General features: G+C 67.3%; 17 protein-coding genes and 1 tRNA gene. 9 read left to right on the top strand and 9 right to left on the bottom strand.

Annotation, left to right across the window (positions count from 1 at the left end):
- The first annotated feature begins 240 nt into the window (after positions 1-240).
- Complete coding sequence (locus QJS31_RS04165) at positions 241-1,572, top strand: fatty acid desaturase (protein ID WP_282779512.1); 1,332 nt, start codon at positions 241-243, stop codon at positions 1,570-1,572.
- A 68-nt stretch (positions 1,573-1,640) separates the two neighbouring features.
- Positions 1,641-2,531, top strand: a complete 891-nt coding sequence (locus tag QJS31_RS04160) for a patatin-like phospholipase family protein (protein WP_282779510.1) — start codon at positions 1,641-1,643, stop codon at positions 2,529-2,531.
- Between the two features lie 52 nt (positions 2,532-2,583).
- Here QJS31_RS04160 and QJS31_RS04155 read toward each other — a convergent pair whose 3' ends face one another.
- Together QJS31_RS04155 and QJS31_RS04150 are read right to left on the bottom strand one after the other, a co-directional pair.
- Positions 2,584-2,742: a hypothetical protein gene (locus QJS31_RS04155; RefSeq protein WP_282779508.1), complete on the bottom strand. Its 159-nt coding sequence runs from the start codon at positions 2,740-2,742 to the stop codon at positions 2,584-2,586.
- A gap of 363 nt (positions 2,743-3,105) precedes the next feature.
- Positions 3,106-3,507, bottom strand: a complete 402-nt coding sequence (locus QJS31_RS04150; protein WP_306355946.1) for a MarR family winged helix-turn-helix transcriptional regulator — start codon at positions 3,505-3,507, stop codon at positions 3,106-3,108.
- A 156-nt stretch (positions 3,508-3,663) separates the two neighbouring features.
- On the opposite strand from QJS31_RS04150, the gene QJS31_RS04145 reads away from it, so the two are divergent.
- Complete coding sequence (locus QJS31_RS04145; protein ID WP_306355945.1) at positions 3,664-4,395, top strand: cutinase family protein; 732 nt, start codon at positions 3,664-3,666, stop codon at positions 4,393-4,395.
- A gap of 265 nt (positions 4,396-4,660) precedes the next feature.
- The gene (locus tag QJS31_RS04140; protein WP_306355944.1) at positions 4,661-5,581 is read left to right on the top strand and encodes a hypothetical protein; all 921 of its coding nucleotides are present in this window, start codon (positions 4,661-4,663) and stop codon (positions 5,579-5,581) included.
- 52 nt (positions 5,582-5,633) lie between these two features.
- Here the strand turns inward: QJS31_RS04140 and QJS31_RS04135 are convergent, their stop codons facing one another.
- Entirely contained in the window at positions 5,634-6,269 is a 636-nt protein-coding gene (locus QJS31_RS04135) for a hypothetical protein (RefSeq protein WP_282779499.1), read from the bottom strand.
- A gap of 250 nt (positions 6,270-6,519) precedes the next feature.
- Positions 6,520-6,593, bottom strand: a tRNA-Met gene (locus QJS31_RS04130).
- A 543-nt stretch (positions 6,594-7,136) separates the two neighbouring features.
- On the opposite strand from QJS31_RS04130, the gene QJS31_RS04125 reads away from it, so the two are divergent.
- The gene (locus QJS31_RS04125; RefSeq protein ID WP_306355943.1) at positions 7,137-7,676 is read left to right on the top strand and encodes a transglycosylase family protein; all 540 of its coding nucleotides are present in this window, start codon (positions 7,137-7,139) and stop codon (positions 7,674-7,676) included.
- A 260-nt stretch (positions 7,677-7,936) separates the two neighbouring features.
- On the opposite strand, the gene QJS31_RS04120 is transcribed toward QJS31_RS04125, so the two are convergent.
- The gene (locus QJS31_RS04120; protein ID WP_306355942.1) at positions 7,937-10,918 is read right to left on the bottom strand and encodes a UPF0182 family protein; all 2,982 of its coding nucleotides are present in this window, start codon (positions 10,916-10,918) and stop codon (positions 7,937-7,939) included.
- Between the two features lie 310 nt (positions 10,919-11,228).
- Between QJS31_RS04120 and QJS31_RS04115 the strand changes: the two genes are divergently transcribed.
- Entirely contained in the window at positions 11,229-11,837 is a 609-nt protein-coding gene (locus tag QJS31_RS04115) for a PPA1309 family protein (protein WP_372341507.1), read from the top strand.
- 12 nt (positions 11,838-11,849) lie between these two features.
- Here the strand turns inward: QJS31_RS04115 and QJS31_RS04110 are convergent, their stop codons facing one another.
- Positions 11,850-12,875, bottom strand: coding sequence for a PDZ domain-containing protein (locus QJS31_RS04110; RefSeq protein WP_282785036.1), 1,026 nt, complete (start codon positions 12,873-12,875; stop codon positions 11,850-11,852).
- Between the two features lie 85 nt (positions 12,876-12,960).
- Here QJS31_RS04110 and QJS31_RS04105 point away from each other — a divergent pair, with 85 nt between their 5' ends.
- The 3 genes from QJS31_RS04105 to QJS31_RS04095 all read left to right on the top strand — a co-directional run bounded on the left by QJS31_RS04105 (position 12,961) and on the right by QJS31_RS04095 (position 17,000).
- Positions 12,961-14,394 carry a zinc-dependent metalloprotease gene (locus QJS31_RS04105; RefSeq protein WP_282785037.1) on the top strand — a complete coding sequence of 478 codons (1,434 nt, stop codon included), beginning with the start codon at positions 12,961-12,963 and terminating at the stop codon, positions 14,392-14,394.
- Positions 14,395-14,708: 314 nt separating this feature from the next.
- A complete protein-coding gene (locus QJS31_RS04100; RefSeq protein ID WP_282785038.1) occupies positions 14,709-15,572 on the top strand; it encodes a hypothetical protein in 864 nt (287 codons plus the stop codon).
- A 24-nt stretch (positions 15,573-15,596) separates the two neighbouring features.
- Positions 15,597-17,000 (top strand): AarF/ABC1/UbiB kinase family protein, encoded by a 1,404-nt coding sequence (locus QJS31_RS04095; protein WP_052373675.1) that lies wholly within the window; start codon positions 15,597-15,599, stop codon positions 16,998-17,000.
- A 198-nt stretch (positions 17,001-17,198) separates the two neighbouring features.
- Here the strand turns inward: QJS31_RS04095 and QJS31_RS04090 are convergent, their stop codons facing one another.
- The 3 genes from QJS31_RS04090 to QJS31_RS04080 all read right to left on the bottom strand — a co-directional run bounded on the left by QJS31_RS04090 (position 17,199) and on the right by QJS31_RS04080 (position 20,360).
- Positions 17,199-17,510, bottom strand: a complete 312-nt coding sequence (locus QJS31_RS04090; RefSeq protein ID WP_081592652.1) for a WhiB family transcriptional regulator — start codon at positions 17,508-17,510, stop codon at positions 17,199-17,201.
- A 135-nt stretch (positions 17,511-17,645) separates the two neighbouring features.
- The gene (locus QJS31_RS04085; protein ID WP_029931675.1) at positions 17,646-18,011 is read right to left on the bottom strand and encodes a hypothetical protein; all 366 of its coding nucleotides are present in this window, start codon (positions 18,009-18,011) and stop codon (positions 17,646-17,648) included.
- A gap of 189 nt (positions 18,012-18,200) precedes the next feature.
- Positions 18,201-20,360: an ATP-dependent DNA helicase UvrD2 gene (locus QJS31_RS04080; protein WP_306355941.1), complete on the bottom strand. Its 2,160-nt coding sequence runs from the start codon at positions 20,358-20,360 to the stop codon at positions 18,201-18,203.
- Positions 20,361-20,376 lie beyond the last annotated feature (16 nt).

The following is a 20,376-nucleotide window of genomic DNA, read 5'->3' as shown; positions in this document are numbered from 1 at the left end:
GATACCCGTCGACTCCGCCGGTCGAGCCGTGATACACCGCACGGAGGCGGATCCATGCGCTGTCATGAATAGTTCCCGCTGCTGGCGAATCACGCTGCACCGGTTAGGTTTGCATCGCTCCGGACGGCAGAACGCCCCAGCTACGGCAGATTACGTGGCAGCGACCGCCGGTAGCTCTCATAGTGCTCGAGAAAATTCGACGAAATCTCCGGCGGCATCCGGATAACCTGGTGAATCGTATTGGCTATCACAAATATTCAGTCGTACTCCCATCTGACCGCAGTCGATATCGAATCCTTCGGACGCGAACTCGATCAGATCCGAACAGACATCGAGGACTCACTCGGACAACGAGATGCGGACTACATCCAACGGGTGATCAGGATTCATCGGGGACTGGAGACGGCGGCGCGTCTGTTGTTGTGCGCCAGCAGATACCGTGCACCACGAATCGTCGGGACAGTGCTGCTGGCGGCGGCCAAGTCCATCGAGATGATGGAACTCGGCCACAATATCGCCCACGGCCGGTGGGATTGGATGAACGATCCCGAAATCCACTCGACGAGCTGGGAGTGGGATTTCGCCGGACCCTCCGAGCAGTGGCAGCGCTCGCACAATTACGTTCACCACACCTACACCAACGTGTACGGGATGGACGAGGACCTCAGCTTCGTGGTGCTGCGGATGACCCGCGACGAGCCGTGGCGGCCCGTCCACCTGGTTCAACCGATCAGCGGTCTGGCCGTCGCGGCCGGGTTCGAATGGGCCATAGCCGTGCACAACTGGGCGCTCGAACGACGGCAGCTGGACGTTCCCCGACACAACCTGCGATCCCAGCCGAACCGGGATTTCGCGCGAAAGTTCACTCGCCAGATCAGCAAGGATTTCCTGCTGTTCCCAGCGCTGAGCGGACGCGGGTTCCGACATACGCTCGCGGCGAACGCATCGGCCCTACTGCTGCGCAATCTGTGGTCCTACCTGGTGATCATGTGCGGTCACTTCCCCGATGGAGCGGAGAAGTTCACCGTCGAACGACTGGAGCGGGAGACCCGAGGAGAGTGGTATCTGCGGCAATTGCTGGGAACCGCCAACTTCACCGCCGGCCCGGTGCTGGCTTTCCTGTGCGGCAACCTCTGCTACCAGATCGAACACCATCTGTTCCCCGATCTGCCCAGCAATCGCTATCCCGAGATCGCCGAGCGGGTCCGCGCACTGTGCGAGAAGTATGACCTGCCATACACGACCGGATCGCTCCCGGCACAGTTCTGGCTCGCCTACCGAACCGTGTGGAAGCTCGCGCTACCGGACCGATTTCTTCGCTCGACGTCGGACGATGCCGCCGAGACTCGCTCCGAACGGAAGTTCTTCGGGGTTTCTCTCACATCGAGCGGTCAGCCCGTCCGGCCGACGATCGACCCGGTCACCGGCGCGCGGCGCGGCCTGCGCACCGCATTGGCCGCAGCCGATGCATCGACTCGCCGGGCCGATCGCACATTTGGCCGCTTTCGGCGGCGCTTCATCAGGTCGGCCGTCGACGAGTTCGGCGTGACACAACGAAAGGGCAGTCGTTGACACAGCGAAGGCCAGTAATTCGGATTCTCGCCGGGGTAGCCGGCCGCAGTCTGCCGATGATGGTGGGAATGGCCGTCGGATCGGTAGACGCCCTCACGACCCGGCTGGCCCGCAGGAGCGCCCATCCTGTTCCCATTCCGCAACCGATCGTCGTGGGCGTCAGCGGTGGCGCGCTCGCCGCCACGGCGGTCGCGCTCGGCATCGACCGCGACCGAGCACGACAGCTGGCGACAGCACATCCCGAGCAGCATGTGCTGGGCCCGAGGAGCTTTCGCGCCATGCTCAGCCGCCGGGGCCTCTACCCCGAGGCTCGGATTCGTGAACTCGCCCACGCCATCGCGGGTGACCGCACCTTCGCCGACTTCGCCTTCGATCCGAAACTCGCTGGCCAACAACCACATCGGTTCACTTCATCGCTGCTGATACCCGTCTACTCGGCGAAATACGGCACCCTGCTGTTGCCACGAGACCTGCCGGTCCTGGGCCTGTCCGATCTGCCCGTCGCCGACGCACTCGTCGCCGCCACCCGCATACCGGGAGCTCTGCCCGCCGCCGCGGGGCTGGAGGACCTTTTCGACGGGGGCTGCCAGTATCGGGTTCCGCACGACATCTTCACCCCGCACCGCGCCTTGGTCCTGGATCTGTACGGACCGCGACCATACGACAGCCGAGGCGGCCTGATCTTCCCCCTGCTCCATCCATCGTTACCTGTCGTTCCCCGTCGCCCGCGTCCGTTCCACGACGAGACCTTGCGCGAGTCGACCATATTCGCCCACCAGCCCTACGGCGCAGCACTCAAAACTCCAGCGCGAACAACCGGGGAGCTGTTCGATACCGGCTATGACATCGCCACGAAGTGGATCGATTCCCGCACCGAGGAGCAGCTGCTGAATTTCGTCGACCGGGATGGGCTGCCGGAGCAGACCGTCATCCGCACTCGAACCAGGACGATCGTCTGACGAGGGCCACACGATCAACCGTATCGACTCGTCATGTACGCAATGGACGCGGCTATCGTGAGCGTTCGGACGGTGTCGCGCCCGCGTCGTCGCGGGATGCCATCACGGCGGCCGTCATGAGGGCGGCGGCGTAGGGGCTGTGCGCTTGAATCAAGGTGAAGTACAGCAGATCAGCTGTGATCGGTTCGGGACGATGATCCGGTGCCGACATTGGCGACCTCCCTGGGCTGATGAGTTGCCTCAGGGCCGAGAGTGGCAGCGGCACGAAGCGTGGACGCCTGATTTTTCCGGCGCTCGCCGTTTCGGCGGCGGCTCCGGCCGCAACTTTCAGTTCCCAACGTGAGCAGCGCTTTTCTCGATTGCGGGCTCAACCGAGCCATGAAGGTCCGCTCCGGCCACGGCCAATCCTCCAGGTTGACAACCATATTCGGCTCCGATGCCATCGGACGGTCCAGGTGCCTTCCACGGTAGGTGAGCCCGAGCAACCATGAGCCGGACTCACGCACGCGGCCCCCGATCCGCGATCCAGCGCTGTTGTGCCTATCAACGCGCGGCGCCCGCCCTACGAGCGATCTCAGCGTTCGATCGTCAAGAGCAGAGTGAGCATCTCGCGGAGGTCGGCCATGCGCTCCCGGCCGAGTCGCTTCTCCCAGTCGCGCTCCAGGGCTCGCATGCTGCTTCCCAGCACTCGGGTCGCCGCGCGGCCGCGGGCGGTGAGGCAGACCAGCTTGGCGCGGCCGTCGCCGGGGTCGTCGACGCGGGTGACGTAGCCGGCGCGTTCCAGCGTTCCGATGACCTGCGCCGCAGCCTGGCGCGAGACCCCGAGCCGGGCCGCCAGGTCCGACGCGCGCAACCCGCCGCCCAGCAACAACGGAAAAAGCTGCAGCGCGTGACGAGGCAGCAGGTCGGCCATGCCTTGTTCGACGAAGACGTCGGTCAGCTTCGCACTGTTCGACTGGGCAAGGAGGTAGACCAAAGCCGGCGGTGTAGGTGGCATATCTGCGGCCGAGTACTTAGTCATTCCTCATAGTCTGCCACTTGAAGATTGACAAGGGCCTTGCGTAATCTGATGTCGATTCAGCGGAGCCGCTGCCGCGGAACAAATCCCCCGTCTCCCACGAAAGGATTCCTGATGACGCATTCGAAGAAACCCCGCCGCGCCGCGCCGGCGATCGCGACGTCGATGCTTGCCGCAGCATTGTCGGCCGGTGCCGCGCCGGCCACTGCGGCTCCGCTGAACGCCGGTGATCGGTGTTCGTCGGTCTATCTGATCGTCGCTCGCGGCAGCAATGAGGATCCGGGTCCCGGAGCGATGGCGCGTTTGGTGACTCGAATAAAGGAAGCGACCGATCGGCCGATCGAGGACGTCTCCGTAGCCTACCCGGCGACCGCCGAATCGATTCCCAACTACGCGGCCAGCGCTGCCAAAGGCGCCGCCGAGGTGCGCCGGTTGCTCACCGCCGCCGTGGCCGCGTGCCCCGATCGCGAGATCGTGATGCTGGGGTACTCGCAAGGCGCACACATCACCGGAGATGCCATCGCGGGCGGTGGCGGCGGAAAGCTGGGGCCGGAGACGATGCCGGTGCCGACCGAGGTGAGCGATAACGTGCAAGCGGTCGTCCACATGGGCGACCCGCGTTTCATGGCTGGCGAGCCCTTCGATGTCGGCACGGCTCGCAGGGACGGTCGATTCCCACGCGGCGAGAATCAGCGATTGACATCGTTCGGCGCGAAGATTCGCTCGTATTGCGATGCGGGCGACGTATTCTGCGATTCGGGCAAGATCTGGCCGGTGCACTACTCCTATCTCCCGAAGTACAGCGTCGAGGCAACTCAATTCGTCGTCGACACCATCGGAGGATGAGGTGTCCGCATTCTCCAAGGCGGTTCGTTGCCTACTGGTGGGGTGCGCGACGATATCGCCGACGATGACGGGACCCGCGCCGGTCACGGCCGCTCCGGTCGCGGAACTCAGCGCGAACGCGGCGTGCGGGTGGAGCCCACGAATCGGGGCAGGCACACTGAACATCGCCTACCCCGACACCTTCGCCAATTACTGGGTGACGTTCGTGCCCGCCGTTCCCGGCACCACACTGACCATTCGCGGCACCTTTCCGCACGCTCGATACATGTCGTTCACCGCCTACACCCGGCGCGGGCACGTATCGGGTGCGCTGAACGATCAGCTCATCAACGCGGATCCGGCTGGCGTCAACCCGTTCGTCGACGGAGCCGACCGGAATGCGGCCAGCCGTGAGTACACAATTCGGGTCGTGGTGGGGGAAACGCCTCCACAGCCGGAGCCCAACACTCTCCATACCGGCGACTCGACAGGATTCATCCCGGTCGTCTACCGGGTGTACCGCCCCGATGCGGGATCGGACGCCACCGGCGGCGCGGGACTACCCCGGCTCACGGTGGTCTCGGCGCGCGGTTCACAACTCGACCTTTCCGATTGCGCTGCAACCGAAACGCCTTTCGACCCACACGTGACGTTTCCACCGAGTCGACTGAGTTACCCCTCACTCACACAGGTGCCGAAGGCTCCGGACTGGCAATCGACAACCGGCGGAGGCTATTTCCCCAATCCCGACAACAAGTACCTTGCCACCCTCCTGGATCCCGGCAGGGTCGCCGTTGTACGGGGGAAGCTGCCGACTGCCGCGCCGACGCATCAGGGGCAACCGACGATGCGGTCGGGAGAGGTGCGCTACTGGTCGCTGTGCACCAATAATCCGATCTCGACGGCCGTCACGGCGTGCGTAGTCGACGATGAGCTGGCAATCGACGCCGAGGGCCGCTATACCGTGGTCGTTTCCTCCTCGGCCGACCGGCCGACCGGCTTCACTGACGGGTGCGGCATCGGATGGCTACCCACCGACGGTGGATCGGATCTGCTGATTATGCGAAATCTGCTGCCGGAGAGCGACTTCGCACACTCGATTCAAGCGGCCGACCCCGCTGCCCCACGGGCGACGATGGGACCCTACTACCCCGAGGTCCAGTACGAATCGCGGGCCGAAGTCGAATCGTGGGGCTGCACGCAGTGATGCACAGCTGTTCGAATCTCGCCAGTTTCGTGCTATCTCGTATCGCTCGACGCTAGTCACGATCGCCACCAGAAGGGACAGCGTTGCCGATGAGCTCGTGGCGTGTACGCCCCGGGCGGCCGGCACGTGGCACGGCGGCGCGATCGAAAGAATCACTCTGTATCGGAAGCAAACCCGGCTCGAACACCTCGTGGACCAGCACCCGCTGCTCGGTCGAGAAGGCGATCTCGTAGACACGGCCCGCCGAACGCGCCGGCAGCGCACCGAAGCTGGAGCGTGTGACGCCTGCCCTGAAGATGCGGCGGCGTTCGTAGAGACCCATACGGCGGGTGTGCAAACCGAACGGAACTCCCTCGGCTGGAATCAGCGTGCCCCGGTCGCGTTGCCGGTAGGTGATCAAGTTCTCGCTGACGATCGTGCCCGCACGATCCCGGAGCCGTGATCGGCGCGTCGCGAGCGGCTCGTCGCCGCCGAACACCTCGCGAGCCTCAGGACAATCGCCGATGGCCGTAGACCGGGTCGGCAGCGCTTCGGCGGAGATCACTGAGCCCGCGAGCACCTGAAGCAGCAATGTCGTGGAACCGTCCGCGACCAGTATCAGCTTGGTGAGCAGCGGGAAGTCGGACCAAGGGTCGAGCGTCGGATACGGCTGGCTCCCGACGACATCCCCATACCATCCATCGAACATCGCAACCTCGGCAGACTACCCGGCGCCCTCGCGCCACGATCGATGCGACGATCTTCTCGGTATAGGTATGTGCCGCACATCGGGAAGTGTGAGTAGTCCGATAGGTAGGTATCGGACCGGCCGCTCATGCTCGGATTACCGTGGCCTTGCCGCTCGCAGTCCCGAGACTGAGTTCGGCTGATGATGCCAACGTGATGTCAGACCAACGTGAAACGGCCCGGAACCAGTTGGTTCCGGGCCGTTTCCCTAGTAGCGGGGACAGGATTTGAACCTGCGACCTCTGGGTTATGAGCCCAGCGAGCTACCGAGCTGCTCCACCCCGCGTCGGTGAACACAACATTACACACGGTTGTGGAAGGGATGCAAATCTACTGTTCAGAGTGGGTTTTCATGGTTGCGAAGATGATCATGAGACGGGGCGGGCGGGTCGCGAGGGTTGCGGACCCGAGGGAGGGGCGAGCGCATGAGGCAGGGGCGCTGGGGGCTATATCTTTCGCACGCCCGCGCGCGGTTCCCAGGCGGGTCCCCGTCGGAAACGTGAAGCATGTCACAATTTCGGAGTGATATAGAACACATCACGGGTAGATAACAGACCGTTTGGGATTTGTGAATGCAGCATAGCTGCGCTGCATCAATGCCGTTTTTCACGTTATTCGCATCATGCAATTCAAGAGTTATCAAGACGTGATCTGTTGAGATTTACTCGTTATCGTCATGTTCGGCCCGGATCAAACCGTGATGGGCAGCCGACCCGAACCGCCGCACGCCGGAGACCCTGTCCCGCGGTACGGGCACCCCGACCTCCTGGGGACAGGGACACGACGGAGCGATCCGGCGGAGTCGGTGGGCGCAGGGAGGGACACCACCATGAAACAGAACCGGAAGATCAACACTCGCGCTTTGGGCCTCGCGGCCGTGACCAGCGCCCTTGTTGCCGTCCCGTTCGGTCTTTCCGCCTCCGCGTCGGCCGCGCCGACCCACGACTGGGACGGTGTTGCCCAGTGTGAAAGCGGCGGCAACTGGGGAATCAATACCGGTAACGGCTACTACGGTGGCCTGCAGTTCTCGCACAGCACCTGGGTCGCCAACGGCGGCACCGGCTACGCCCACCAGGCCAGCAAGGCGGAGCAGATCCGCGTCGCCGAGAACGTGCTCCAGACCCAGGGCGTCGGCGCCTGGCCCGTGTGCGGCCAGTACCTGCGCGCGGGCACCTCCGAGCCCGCACCCGCCCCGGAACCGGCCGCTCCCGCCCCGGCCCCCGCCCCCGCGCCCGTCGACGATGCCCAGGTCCTCATCGACCAGGCCACGGCCGCCGGTGGCGAGCTGGCCCGCCAGTTCGGCGTCGAGGGCCAGTATCACCAGATCCTCGCCGACAACGCCGGTCTCATCGAGTCCATCGGCGGATAGGTCGCCGCTTCGACGCACGGTGCGTCCCGGAAGCGGACCTCCTCCCGCTGCAGCGGACTCGCGAAGGCGCTGCCATCTCGTAGCGATGGCAGCGCCTTCTGCTGTCCCGAGCGCCTGCTGGTGCCGCGTACCGTCCGCACCCCGCGCCGCGCGGGCGGCCGGTGAGCCCTCGGGGTCCGGCGTCATCGCGACCAGTGCACGAAGAAGGGCGCTGTCGTCCATCGACGACAGCGCCCTTCTCGGTCAGCGGCGAATAGTGGCTATCCGCCCGAGTTCTCGTACGCGTCCACGGCCTGTTGCAGGCGTTCCAGGGCGCGGCCCAGAGCGCCCAGGTCACCGGAGCGCTGAGCGTCCTGCACCGACCTCAGGGCGTCGTCGATCTGGGCGACGGCGGCGTCCCGGCCCGCGGGCGGTGGCGTCGTGCCCTGATCGGGCGGCGGTGTCGTGCCCTGGTTCGGCGGCGGCGTGGCGCCCTGCTGGCCGGGCTGGTTGGTGGCGGCGCTGCCGGTGCCGGGCAGCACCTTGTCCAGGGCCTCCTGCACCGTGGAGCCGTAGCCCACCTTGTCGCGGTAGCTGGCCAGCACCTTCACCAGCTGCGGGAAGGTCGGGGCACCGGCTCCGGCATTGCGTTCCAGATACCACGGCTCGACGTACAGGATGCCGCCGTTGCCGACCGGCAGGGTCAGCAGATTGCCGTAGCGGATCTTGTTGACATTGCCACCGGTCAGCAGGTTGCGGTCGCGGGAGACCTCGTCGGCGGTGGTCATCGACGTCTGCGTCTGGCCGGGGCCGGGTGTCTCCGAACCCGGTGGCAGTTGTAGCACGGTGATCTTGCCGTAGTTCTCCGGATTCGAATGCGCCTGCAGGTACGCCGACAGGAACTGGCGGCGGAAACCCACCATGCCGCTGGTCAGGGTGAACATCGGCTTGCCGGTCTCGGGGTCGCCGAGCAGCTGGTAGTACGGGGGCTGATGGGCGTTGGCGGCCGCACCCTCCACCGTCGGATCGTTGGGCACCGACCAGAAGGCGTTGTTGGTGAAGAACTCGCGCGGATCGTTCACGTGGTACTTCGACAGCAGTTCACGCTGCACCTTGAACAGATCCTCGGGATAGCGGAAGTGCGCCCGCAGCTCCGGCGAGATCTCGCTCTCCGGCGTCACCGCGTTCGGGAACACGCCGCGCCACGCCTGCAGCACCGGATCGGTGGAGTCGACCTCGTACAGCTTGACGGTGCCGTCGTAGGCGTCGATGGTCGCCTTCACCGAGTTGCGGATGTAGCTGACCTCCTTGCGCGGCAGCAGCCGCCCGGTGGTCTGGTCGATGCTGTCCTCGAGCACGCCGTCCAGCGAGGTGCGCTGCGCGTACGGGTAGCTGTCCAGGGTGGTGTAGGCGTCGACGATCCACACGATGCGGCCGTCGACCACCGCCGGGTAGGCGTCGCTGTCGGCGGTCAGCCACGGTGCGACCTGCTCCACGCGATCCCGCGGATTGCGATTGAAGATGATCTTCGAATCGGGGCCGATCACGCCGGAGAACAGAATGTTGCGCTCGGCGTACTTGGCCGCGAAGGCCAAGCGGTTGACCCAGTTGCCCAGCGGCACACCGCCCGCACCGTCGTAGGTGTACTGCGAGTCGGGCTTGTCGTACTCGCGGGCGGGCTGACCGTTGGCACCGACGATGGCGTAGTCCGCGTCGCTCTTGGAGATCAGCTCGCCGTAGTAGATGCGCGGCTCGTCGACCGGAATCGCCTGCCGCTCCTTCGGAATGAACAGATCGCTGACCGTCGACAGGCCGTCCACGTCGAAGACCGGGTAGCCGTAGCCGCCCGATTCGCCCGCCGCCTGCTGCGCCTGCTCGGACTCCTTGGGCGGGGCCACGTTCACGCGGTTCGCGGGCGCGGCCACGAAACCGTTGCCGTGCGTGTACACGGTGTGCTTGTTGATCCAGTCCGTCTGGTTGCCGGACAGGTTCTGCGGCTGCAATTCACGGGCCGCGACGATGAAGTCGCGCATCTCGCCGTTGACCTCGTAGCGGTCCACGTCCAGCGGATCGGGGAAGCCGTAGAAGTTCTGCAGCTGCTGGTTGCGCTGAATGAAGGTGGCCTGCATCAGGTTCGGATCGAGCAGGCGGATATTCGCGATGGTGGCGCGGTCGGCGGCCGACATGCTGGCGCCGTTGGTGTTCTGGGCGACGCCCTTGTAGTCGACGTATTCGACCTTGTCGTCGGTGATTCCGTACGCCTGCCTGGTCGCCTCGATATTGCGCTCGATATAGGCGGCTTCCTTGGTGGCCGCGTTCGGGCGCACCGAGAACTGCTCCACCAGCAGCGGCCACACCGCGCCCACCAGCACCGAGGACAGCACCAGCAGCGCCGCCGCCATCGCCGGAACCCGCAGATCCTTCAATACGATGCCGGCGAAGAAGGCGACCGCGCAGATCACCGCGATGGACAGCAGGATGAGCTTGGCGGGCAGCACCGCGTTGATATCGGTGTAGGAACCACCGGTGAAGGTTGGTTCCTTGCGCTGACTGGACAGCAGGGCGTAGCGGTCGAACCAGTACGCGATCGCCTTGAGCAGCACGAAGATTCCGGCCAGCACCGCCAGCTGCACGCGCGCCGCGGTGCTCAGCGACCCTTCCCGGCCGGTGAGGCGCAGACCGCCGAAGACGTAGTGGGTCACCAGGTTCGCGAAGAACGCGATCAGCACGGCGACGAACAGCCAGTTCAGGACCCAGCGGTAGAACGGCAGGTCGAAGGCGTAGAAGCCGATGTCGAGATTGAACTGCGGATCCTTCTGGCCGAAGGAACCGCCGTGCAGGAACAGCTGCACCGTCACCCAGCTCGACTGCGCGACCAGACCGGACAGCAGACCGATCACCAGCGGAATGCCGACGCCGAACAGGCGAAGTCGGCTCATGACCGTGGTGCGGTAACGGGCGATCGGATCGCCGGGGCCGGCCGGCGGCAGGAACATGGGGCGGGTGCGGTACGCCAGCAGCAGCGCCACCCAGATGATGGCGGCGACGGCGATGGTGACCGCCAGGAACAGCAGGATCCGGGTCAGCAGGACGCGGTGGTACACGTCGCGGAAACCCACCTCGCCGAACCACAGCCAGTTGGTGTACGCGTCGGTGAGCCGGGGGCCCACCAGCAGCAGTGCGGCCATGACGAGTGCTGCGACCAGCAGTACTCGGCTGCGTCGAGACAGCGAAGGTAAGCCTGTCGGGGGGCGCATGCCCACGGTGCCACGCTCCTGAGTCCGGTGATCGATGGTGGTCCCACGAGACCTTTCGCGCCCCACTCTACGTAAAACACCCGGCAGTGGATGGGGCACACCCGATGTTCGCGTGCCGCGAACCCCACATGAGAAGAAATACTGCGCTCCCGCTGCCGTCGTGCGGCGCGAGCACGGGGACGGCAACGACGCGGGGCACGCGATGGTGAGCGCGGGGGGACGTGGCGGCGGCACCGGCGGCGGCTGCCGCGGCGAGGCGACAGGCGGCGCGGCGGGCCGCGACCCCGGCAACGGACAATCGGTATCCGATGCGAGGATTGGGCGTGTGAATCCCGAGCAATGGTCAGCGTCTGCCCTGTACCGGTGTATCCGCGAAGTGGCCGAGTTCGTCGACGGTGAAGGGTGGGATCGGCCGCCGCGGCTGTTCGCCCTGGTGCCCACCGAGGATCTCGTGGCGGCGGAGCCCGCGCTGCTGGATCAGCTCGACGGCGGGAACGCCTACACCCCCATCGCGCAGGACCCGCTGCCGGAGGACGTGTCCGGGGACCCGATGGCGCTGGACGAGTTCCTCGCCACCACCAGTTGGCCGCCCGCGGTGGCGGGGGTGGTGCTGGTGCAGGAGATCCTGGTGCTGCCGCCCACCGCCGAGCAGACCCTCGACGATGCCATCGCGCCGCTGCTCGCCGACCGTGACGCCGCCGACGCCGCGGGACGCCGCGCCGCCGACAACCACCCCGACCGCCGCGAGGCCCGCCTCTTCGCGGGCGTGCTCCGCGACGGCACCGCGCTGTCGCTGCTGCACGTGCGACCCACCGAGGACGAGGAGGACCCGTTCGGCGACCTCGACCTGCGCACCACACCCAACCTGGCCCCCAACATCATCGAGGCGCTGCGGCACACCCTGGAGAACGAGCCGGAGGACTGACGCCGACCGGCCCTACTCGCAGGTGGGGAAGTCTTTGCCCGCGTTGATGCTCTCCAGGGATTCGATTGCGCCGCTGAGGGTTTCGACACGGACCAGGCGCAGGCCGTCGGGCGTGCGCTGTGTGGCCTCATTGCAGTTGGCGGCGGGGACCAGGAAGGTTTCGGCACCGGCCTCACGGGCGGCGATCATCTTGTACTGGATGCCGCCGATGGGGCCGACCTTGCCCTCGGGGTCGATCGTGCCGGTGCCCGCCACGAACTTGCCGCCGTTGAGTTCACCCGGGGTGAGCTTGTCGATGAGCGCCAGGCTGAAGATGAGCCCGGCGGAGGGGCCGCCGACCTCGGAGAGGTTGAAGTCCACCTCGAGCGGGCCGACCGCCGCCTCGGTCGGGGTGACGCCCAGGTAGCCCTTCTCGGCGTCGTCGGGCCGCGCGCCGACGGTGAGCTGGACGGTCTGCTCCACGCCGTCACGTTTGATCACGATCGGCACCGTCGACCCGGGCTTGGCGGACGCCGCCGCGTCCAGCAGATCCTGTACCGCGGTGAGGGGTTTGCCGTCCAGGCTGATCAGCTCGTCACCCTCCTTCAGCACATCCTTGGAGGGGCCGTCCTCCGCCACCGAGCGCACCGTCACCACGGTCGGCATGTCCAGGTAGTGCAGCGCCGCCAGCTCGGCATTGTCCTCGGAGCGCTTGAAATCCAGCTTGTTGGACTTGTCCACCTCGTCGCGGGAGATACCGGGCGGGTACACCTCCGCGCGCGGCACCAGGCCCTGCTGACCGCTCAGCCACAGCCCGAACGCCTCGAAGATATTCAGCCCGTCGCGAACGGAGACCGTCGTCATATTCAGGTGCCCGGTGGTCTCGTCGACCGGCACTCCCCGCACTTCGACCACGGGTTTGTCACCGACCTCACCCAGCGTGTCGAACGTCGGGCCAGGACCGAGCGCCACGAACGGGACGTTGACGGCGCTACCCACAGCCCCCAGGATCAGAATGGGGATCAGAGCGGCGAGCAGGGTGAATATCCGACGGTTCACCGGGCCAAGGGTACTGGTGATGGGCACGATCGCGACGCACCGCTGCGCGGATCGACCTCCGCCGGGCTCCAGTACCGTAGTGGGTATGAGTGACTATCCGTTCGGATTCTCGAACCGCGACGACGATCCGGAGCGCAAGAAGCCGGGCGACGAGTCGGGGTCCGGACCGAACGATCCGTTCGGTTTCATGATCGGCGGACCGGGCGGTGCGGGCGGCTTCGACCCGTCGCAACTCGGGCAGATGCTCAGTCAGTTGGGCGCGATGTTCAGCGGGATGGGTCAGCCGGGCGCGCAATCGGGTCCGGTGAACTACGACGTCGCCAAGCGGCTGGCCCGCCAGCAGCTGGGCGCGGGCGTCAGCCCGGTGACCGAGGGCACCCGCCGCGCCGTCACCGATGCCGCGCACCTGGCCGAACTGTGGCTGGATGCCGCCACCACGCTGCCCGCGGGCGCGACCAAGGCCGTCGCGTGGACCGCCAACGACTGGCTCGAGGAGACGCTGCCCACCTGGAAGCGGCTGTGCGATCCGGTGGCCGAGCAGATCTCGGGCATGTGGACCTCCACACTGCCCGAGGAGGCCAAGCAGTTCGCCGGGCCGATGATGGGCATGCTGAGCCAGATGGGCGGGCTGGCGTTCGGCTCGCAACTGGGCCAGGCGCTGGGCCAGCTGGCCAAGGAGGTGCTGACCTCCACCGATATCGGCCTGCCGCTCGGCCCGGACGGCACCGCCGCGCTGCTGCCCGCCGCCGTCTCGGAGTTCAGCGCGGGCCTGGAGCGGCCGGAGAGCGAGACCCTGGTCTATCTGGCCGCGCGCGAGGTCGCCCATCAGCGCCTGTTCGCGCATGTCCCGTGGCTGCGCCAGCAGGTGCTGGGCGCGGTGGAGGATTACGCCCGCGGCATCCGCATGGACTTCTCGGCCATCGAGCAGGCCGCGCAGAGCATCGACCCGATGTCGCTGGCGGATCCGTCGAAACTGGAGGAACTGCTGTCGCAGGGCACCTTCGAACCGCAGACCACGCCCGAACAGAAGGCGGCGCTGGAGCGGTTGGAGACGCTGCTGGCGCTGATCGAGGGCTGGGTCGAGGTCGTGGTGACCGATGCCGTCGGCGACCGGCTCCCGGGCGCGGGCGCGCTCGCGGAGACGCTGCGCCGCCGCCGCGCCACCGGCGGTCCGGCCGAACAGACCTTCGCGACCCTGGTCGGGCTGGAGCTGCGGCCGCGCAAGGTGCGCGAGGCGGCCGCGCTGTGGCGGCGACTGACCACCGACGCGGGCATCGAGAAGCGCGATGGGGTCTGGGCGCATCCCGACCTGCTACCGCACTCCTCGGACCTGGACTCCCCCGCCGGATTCATCGACTCGGTGATCGGCGGCGGCACCGCGGCCTTCGACGATCCGCTGGCACAGCTGGCCGAGACCGAGGCCCGGGAGAAACAAGAGCGCGACGAGAAGCGGGGCGACGGCGGGAACGACCGCGACGCCGGGGACATCGACATGCGCAAGGGCGACGACGACGCCTGACAACGGCGACGCCTGACAGCACAGCGACTACGGCCGGAGCGGACAGCGCTCCGGCCGTTCGTGTTTCGGTGGACGGCGAAAGTGACAGGCGCGCGGCGGACGGCGAGCGGCGGGCGGGTAGGTCTCCGCGGGAGCGAGGTACCGCGCGTTGGGCGTGGCGGCCGTCGCCGTGCGGCGCGCGAGTAGGTGGAATCCGGGGGTGTTGTGCACAATGTCCCGGGCGGGCTATCGGTCTGTGGATAGCCGTTCGAGTGCCTGATCAGCAGGTGTTTTCGCTGGCTGGCGTCGGGGCCGGGGCGCGCATACTTCGGGGCATGAGCATGCGCGTTCAGGGGCCGATGCTGCACCCGCGCTATCCGGTGCTGGTGCGGCGCGACGGCGGGGTTCAGGTGGGGTGGGATCCGGGTCGGGCGCTGATCCTGCGGCTACCCGGGGTCGACACCCAGCGGGTGCTGGCCTTCCTGCGACTGCTGGACGGACTGTGCAGCTATCCGCGCATTCTCTGGCGCGCACGCGAACTCGGCATCGAGGCGGATACCGTGCGCGGGGTGCTGGCGGAGATGCGGACGGCCGGGCTGCTCGCCGGCGCCGGTACCGAGCGGGTCGGGGGCATCCGGCTCCTGGGCGGGGTGCATCTGCACGGGCGTGGCCCGCTGTCCGACGCCCTGCTGCTCGGCTTGCGGCGGATGGGCATGCGTCCCAGTCACTCCCGTGGGCAGTCACCGCCCACCGCATGGCGACCGCAACTGGTGGTGCTGGCCGACACCCTGGTGCCCGCTCCGGATCTGGTGGAAAGGCTGGTGCGGCTGCGTATTCCACATGTACAGGTCTGCGTTCGGGACGGTCGCGGCATCATCGGCCCACTGGTGCTGCCCGGTGTCACCAGTTGCCTGTCGTGCGCGGACCGGTATCGAGCCGACCGCGAACCGGAGTGGCCGCACCTGGCGGCGCAGCTGCTGGGACGGGTCGGCCAGGCCAGCGCGGCCGGTATCGCGGCCACCGCGGGCCTGGCGCTGGCCGAGATCGAGGCCGTCGCGGCGGGCGAGCCCGACCGTCCGCCCACCGTACTGAACGCCACCCTGGAGCTGAATCTGGATTCCCGACGGCTCGACCGCCGCACCTGGCCGCCCCACCCGTCCTGCCATTGCCGGAAAAGCCCAGTTCAGGCCGAAGTGTGATGGAGGACACTATCTATGGAGTCGATGAAGATCAGCCAATTCCCATGGCACATCGGCTGGTACGTCGGCAATGATGGGGACGTGTCTGAGATTGTGAGCCGCCGCTCCTCCCGCAATGCCAAGTTGGCCAAGATTCCACTCGGTATCGCGGGCCGGGCGGCCGTAGGGTTCGGTCGCAAACTCGCCGGGGGCGACAAGAAGGAGATCAACGCCGAGCTGAACCAGCGAGCCGCCGAACAGCTGTTCGCGGTGCTCGGTGAGCTCAAGGGCGGGGCGATGAAGTTCGGCCAGGCGTTGAGCGTCATGGAGGCCGCCGTACCGGAGGAGTTCGGCGAGCACTATCGCGAGGCCCTCACCAAGTTGCAGGCCGCCGCGCCGCCCATGCCCGCCGCCGCCGTGCACAAACAGCTGGACCAGCAGCTCGGCACCGCCTGGCGGCAGCGGTTCAAGCATTTCGACGACGAGCCCACCGCCTCGGCCAGTATCGGTCAGGTGCACAAGGCCGAATGGTCCGACGGCCGCATCGTCGCGGTGAAGGTGCAGTATCCGGGTGCGGACGAGGCGCTGCGCGCGGATCTCAAGACGCTCAACCGCATGGCTGGCATGATCGGCTCGCTCATTCCGGGCGCGGATGTGAAGCCGATTCTGGCCGAGATCAGCGAGCGCACCGAAGAGGAGCTCGACTACCGCATCGAGGCGGGCAATCAGCGGCAGTTCGCCAAGGCTTTCGACGGGCATCCGCGCTTCCTGGTGCCCAAGGTGGTGGCCAGCGCGCCCAAGGTGGTGGTCACCGAATGGCTCGACGACGCCACCCCGGTCTCGACCATCATCAAGCAGGGCGAGCAGGATCCGGCGGGCACCCTGGAACTGCGCAATCGGGTGGCCGGGCTGATGGCCGAATTCCACTTCTCCTCCCCGGCGATCGCCGGGCTGCTGCACGCCGACCCGCATCCGGGCAATTTCATGATGCTCGCCGACGGTCGGCTCGCGGTCATCGACTACGGCGCGTGCGCGCCACTGCCACAGGGCTTCCCGCCGATTCTGGGCCAAATGGTGGCATTGGCCGTGGAGGAGCGTTTCGACGAACTCACCGAACTGCTGCACGCCCACGGTTGGGTGATTCCCGGAAAGCGCCTGAGCCATCAGGAGATTCAGGACTATCTGCGGCCGTTCACCGATCCCATCCAGACCGAGACCTTCCATTTCACCCGGCGGTGGATGCAGCGGGTGGCGGGCAAGGCCACCGACATCACCAGTGCGGAGATGAAAACCGCTCGTGCCCTACAGCTTCCGGCGGAGCACGTGATGATCTTCCGGGTGCTGGGCGGCTCGGTGGGCATCTGCGCCCAGCTCGACGCCGAGGTGCCGTTCATGAAACTCATGCACGACTGGGTGCCGGGGTACGCCGAGAACCGTCGGGCGAGCTGAAAAAGACTTTCCCCCACAGCGATACAGCCATCGCGGCCGCGACCGGACCCCGAACGTACAACGACCCGCTCACTGCGAAGTGAGCGGGTCGTATGTGTTCCGTTCCCCCGTCGCGGAGGGGCATCACGCCCCATTCGACTCGGCGTGAACGACGGCCCTGCGTGGTTACGCAAGCTGCCGCCTCCGGGCCTGAGCCGTTCACGCCACCGCGACCTTGCGCGGGCGGCCACGCGGCCGCTTGCGGGCGATCACGACACCCTGGTCGAAGATCTCACCGCCCCACACGCCCCACGGCTCACCGCGATCCAGGGCGGCGGTCAGGCAGCCCTGACGGATCGGGCAGGAGGCGCACAGCGCCTTGGCCTCTTCCAGCTGAGCGGGGCTCTCCGCGAACCAGAGGTCGGGGTTGCCGACCCGGCAAGGGATGTTGAGAGCGACTCCCCGGCGGGTGCGGGTGGTCGGGGTGACGTTTCGGCATGTCGCGCGTTCACGGATGACCGTGGTGGACACGTCTTCTCCTTCAGCTCGTGCAGCGGTCGTTGCGTTGTCTTCCGCGAAACCGGTGCCTGTGGCTGAAGGGCCGTTGAATCTGTGGCCACGGTTTCGCTTCTGGGCGATCCGTGGCCGGAGGTCAGGGAGTGTTCCCTACCTGGGTCGACTTCGGTGTCGACGCCTGATCACGGTCGCTGGGTGGGCATTGCGGGTGCGGGCTGCCGCCGGCAGATGCACCGGACGGAGTCCGGCCTCTGCGGTGGCGCCGAAGACGGCGAAATCAGCGATCGGCTGATCAGCGGTCGGCTGCCAGTCACCCTTGGGCTTGTCCTGCATGACGATGTGCGACGGCGCATAACGTCCGGTTTCGAAAACCTTGCGGAATTCGGAGACGCCGATGCCACTGCCGCGCACGCTGGACAGACGAATCCCCTGCGCGAGGATCCCCCGGGAGGCCGACACGACGGACGGCGCAATCGCTTGCATCGACAAAGTCGTCGACATTGCGTTCGTGGTCATTGGTCTGCCTCCCTCCTGAACTCGTTGCGATCGAAAGTGTTCATGCACGCGGGGTGACACCCCGGGTGCATGACAACCACCCTAAGCGGGCGATACATCAGTGCACAACCTATTTTTGACCTGCGTTTTTGTGCCCTGTCGCACCTCTTGCGAGGCAAGCCCCCGAAGCTGGGGGCACCGCCGCGGGAACTACGAGGAGGCGCGCAGCCGCGACCGCACGATGGCGATCACCTCCGCGCCGTAGGCCTGCAGCTTCTTCGCCCCGATACCCGGAATGGCGACCAGAGCGCGGTCGTCGGTCGGCTGCTGTTCCGCGATGGCGGTCAGGGTCGTATCGCTGAAAACCACGAAATGCGGCAGCGACAGCTCATCGGCCTTCTCCTTGCGCCATTCCTTCAGAGCTTCCAGCAGTGCGGGATCCAGATCGGCCGGACAGCGGGAACAGCGGCCGAGCATGGTCGCGGTGGTGTTGAGCAGTGGTCGCCCGCAGATCCGGCAGGTGGGATGAACGCGCTTGGGACCGCGGCGATCGGTGGTGTGCTGGGCGATGCGCGAGGCCGGGGAGTCGTCGGGGACCAGACCGGCGAGGAAGCGGGAGCGGCGGCGCACCCTGCGTCCCCCCTCGGTGCGAGCCAGCGCCCAGGACAGCCGCAGATGCTCGCGGGCCCGGGTGACGCCCACATAGAGCAGCCGCCGCTCCTCCTCCAGGGCCGCCTCGTCGGCGACGGTGTTGTCCGGACCGAGCACGTGCGCGATGGGCAGCGTGCCGTCGGCGAGACCGACCAGGAAGACGGCGTCCCACTCCAGTCCCTTGGCGGCGTGCAGCGAGGCCAGGGTGACACCCTGGACCGTCGGCGGATGCCGGGCCTCCGAACGGGCGGCGAGTTCGCGGAGCAGGCCGGGCAGGTCCAGGTCCGGGTCGTGGGCGGTCAACTCCTCGGTGAGCTGCACCAGGGCCACCAGCGAGGACCAGCGTTCGCGGGCTTGCGCGCCGGTGGGCTCCTCGGTGGTGAGCCCGAGCCGGGCCAGCGCGGCCCGCACCAGGGTGACCAGGTCCGCGCCGCGCGCATCGGGCAGGTCGTCGCGACCGGCGGTCTGACGCAGTGTGCTGACGGCTTGGCGCACCTCCGGCCGCAGGAAGAAGCCCTCGCCGCCGCGCACCTGATACGGGATGCCCGCCTCGGTGAGCGCCTGTTCGTAGACCTCGGACTGGGCGTTGATGCGGTAGAGCACCGCGATCTCGGCGGCGGGCACGCCCGTGCCGAGCAGTTTCGCGATGGCGCGGGCCACGGCCGCCGCCTCGGCGGGCTCGTCGTCGTACTCGGCGAAGCCCGGCTCCGGGCCGTCGGCGCGCTGGCCGACGAGTTGCAGGCGGGTGCCCGCGATGCGGCCGCGCGCCGCGCCGATGACGCGATTGGCCAGCGAGACCACCTGTGGGGTGGAGCGGTAGTCGCGCTCCAGCCGCACCACCGTCGCCTCCGGGAAGCGGCGGGAGAAGTCGAGTAGATAGGTCGGGCTGGCCCCGGTGAAGGAGTAGATGGTCTGGTTGGCGTCGCCGACCACGGTGAGATCGTCGCGCTCGCCGAGCCAGGCGTCGAGCACCCGCTGTTGCAGCGGCGTGACGTCCTGGTACTCGTCCACCACGAAACAGCGGTAGCGGCCCCGGAACTCCTCGGCCACCGCCGGAAAATCCTCGATGGCGGCGGCGGTGTGCAGCAGCAGATCGTCGAAGTCCAGCAGCATGCCGTCCGGGGTGATCTTGAGCTGTTCGTAGGCCGCGTAGACGGCCGCGACCTTGGCCGCGTCGTACGGGGTCTCCCGGTGGCGGCGGGCCACCGTGGCGGCATAGTCCTCGGGGGCCACGAGCGTGCCCTTGGCCCATTCGATTTCGCCGAGCAGGTCGCGCACGCTGTCGGTGTCGGCGGGCAGTCCGCCGCGCTGGGCGGCCTGGGCCACGATGGGGAATTTCCTGTCGATCAGCTTCCAGGGCACATCGCCGATGACCTGCGGCCAGAAATAGCGCAACTGCCGCAGCGCCGCGGCGTGGAAGGTGCGGGCCTGCACCTGGGTGGCGTCACCGCCGAGTCCGAGCGTCCGCAGCCGCCCGCGCAGCTCCCCCGCGGCCCGCGCGGTGAAGGTCACCGCCAGCACCTGATCGGCGCGCACGTGGCCGGCCGCCACCAGGTGGGCGATGCGGTGGGTGATGGTGCGGGTCTTGCCGGTCCCGGCCCCCGCTAGCACGCAGACCGGACCGCGCGGGGCACGGGCGGCCGCCGCCTGCTCCGGATCGAGGTCGTCGAGCAGGTGATCGCTGGACTGGGTGGTGGTGGCCGGCACGCGCTCCATCATGGCAGCCGCCTCCGAC

The sequence above is a fragment of the Nocardia sp. CC213A genome (assembly GCF_030766805.1).
Taxonomy (GTDB): domain Bacteria; phylum Actinomycetota; class Actinomycetes; order Mycobacteriales; family Mycobacteriaceae; genus Nocardia; species Nocardia otitidiscaviarum.
Note: the sequence above shows the minus strand (reverse complement) of the source record. Positions and strands in the feature narration are given on the sequence as shown.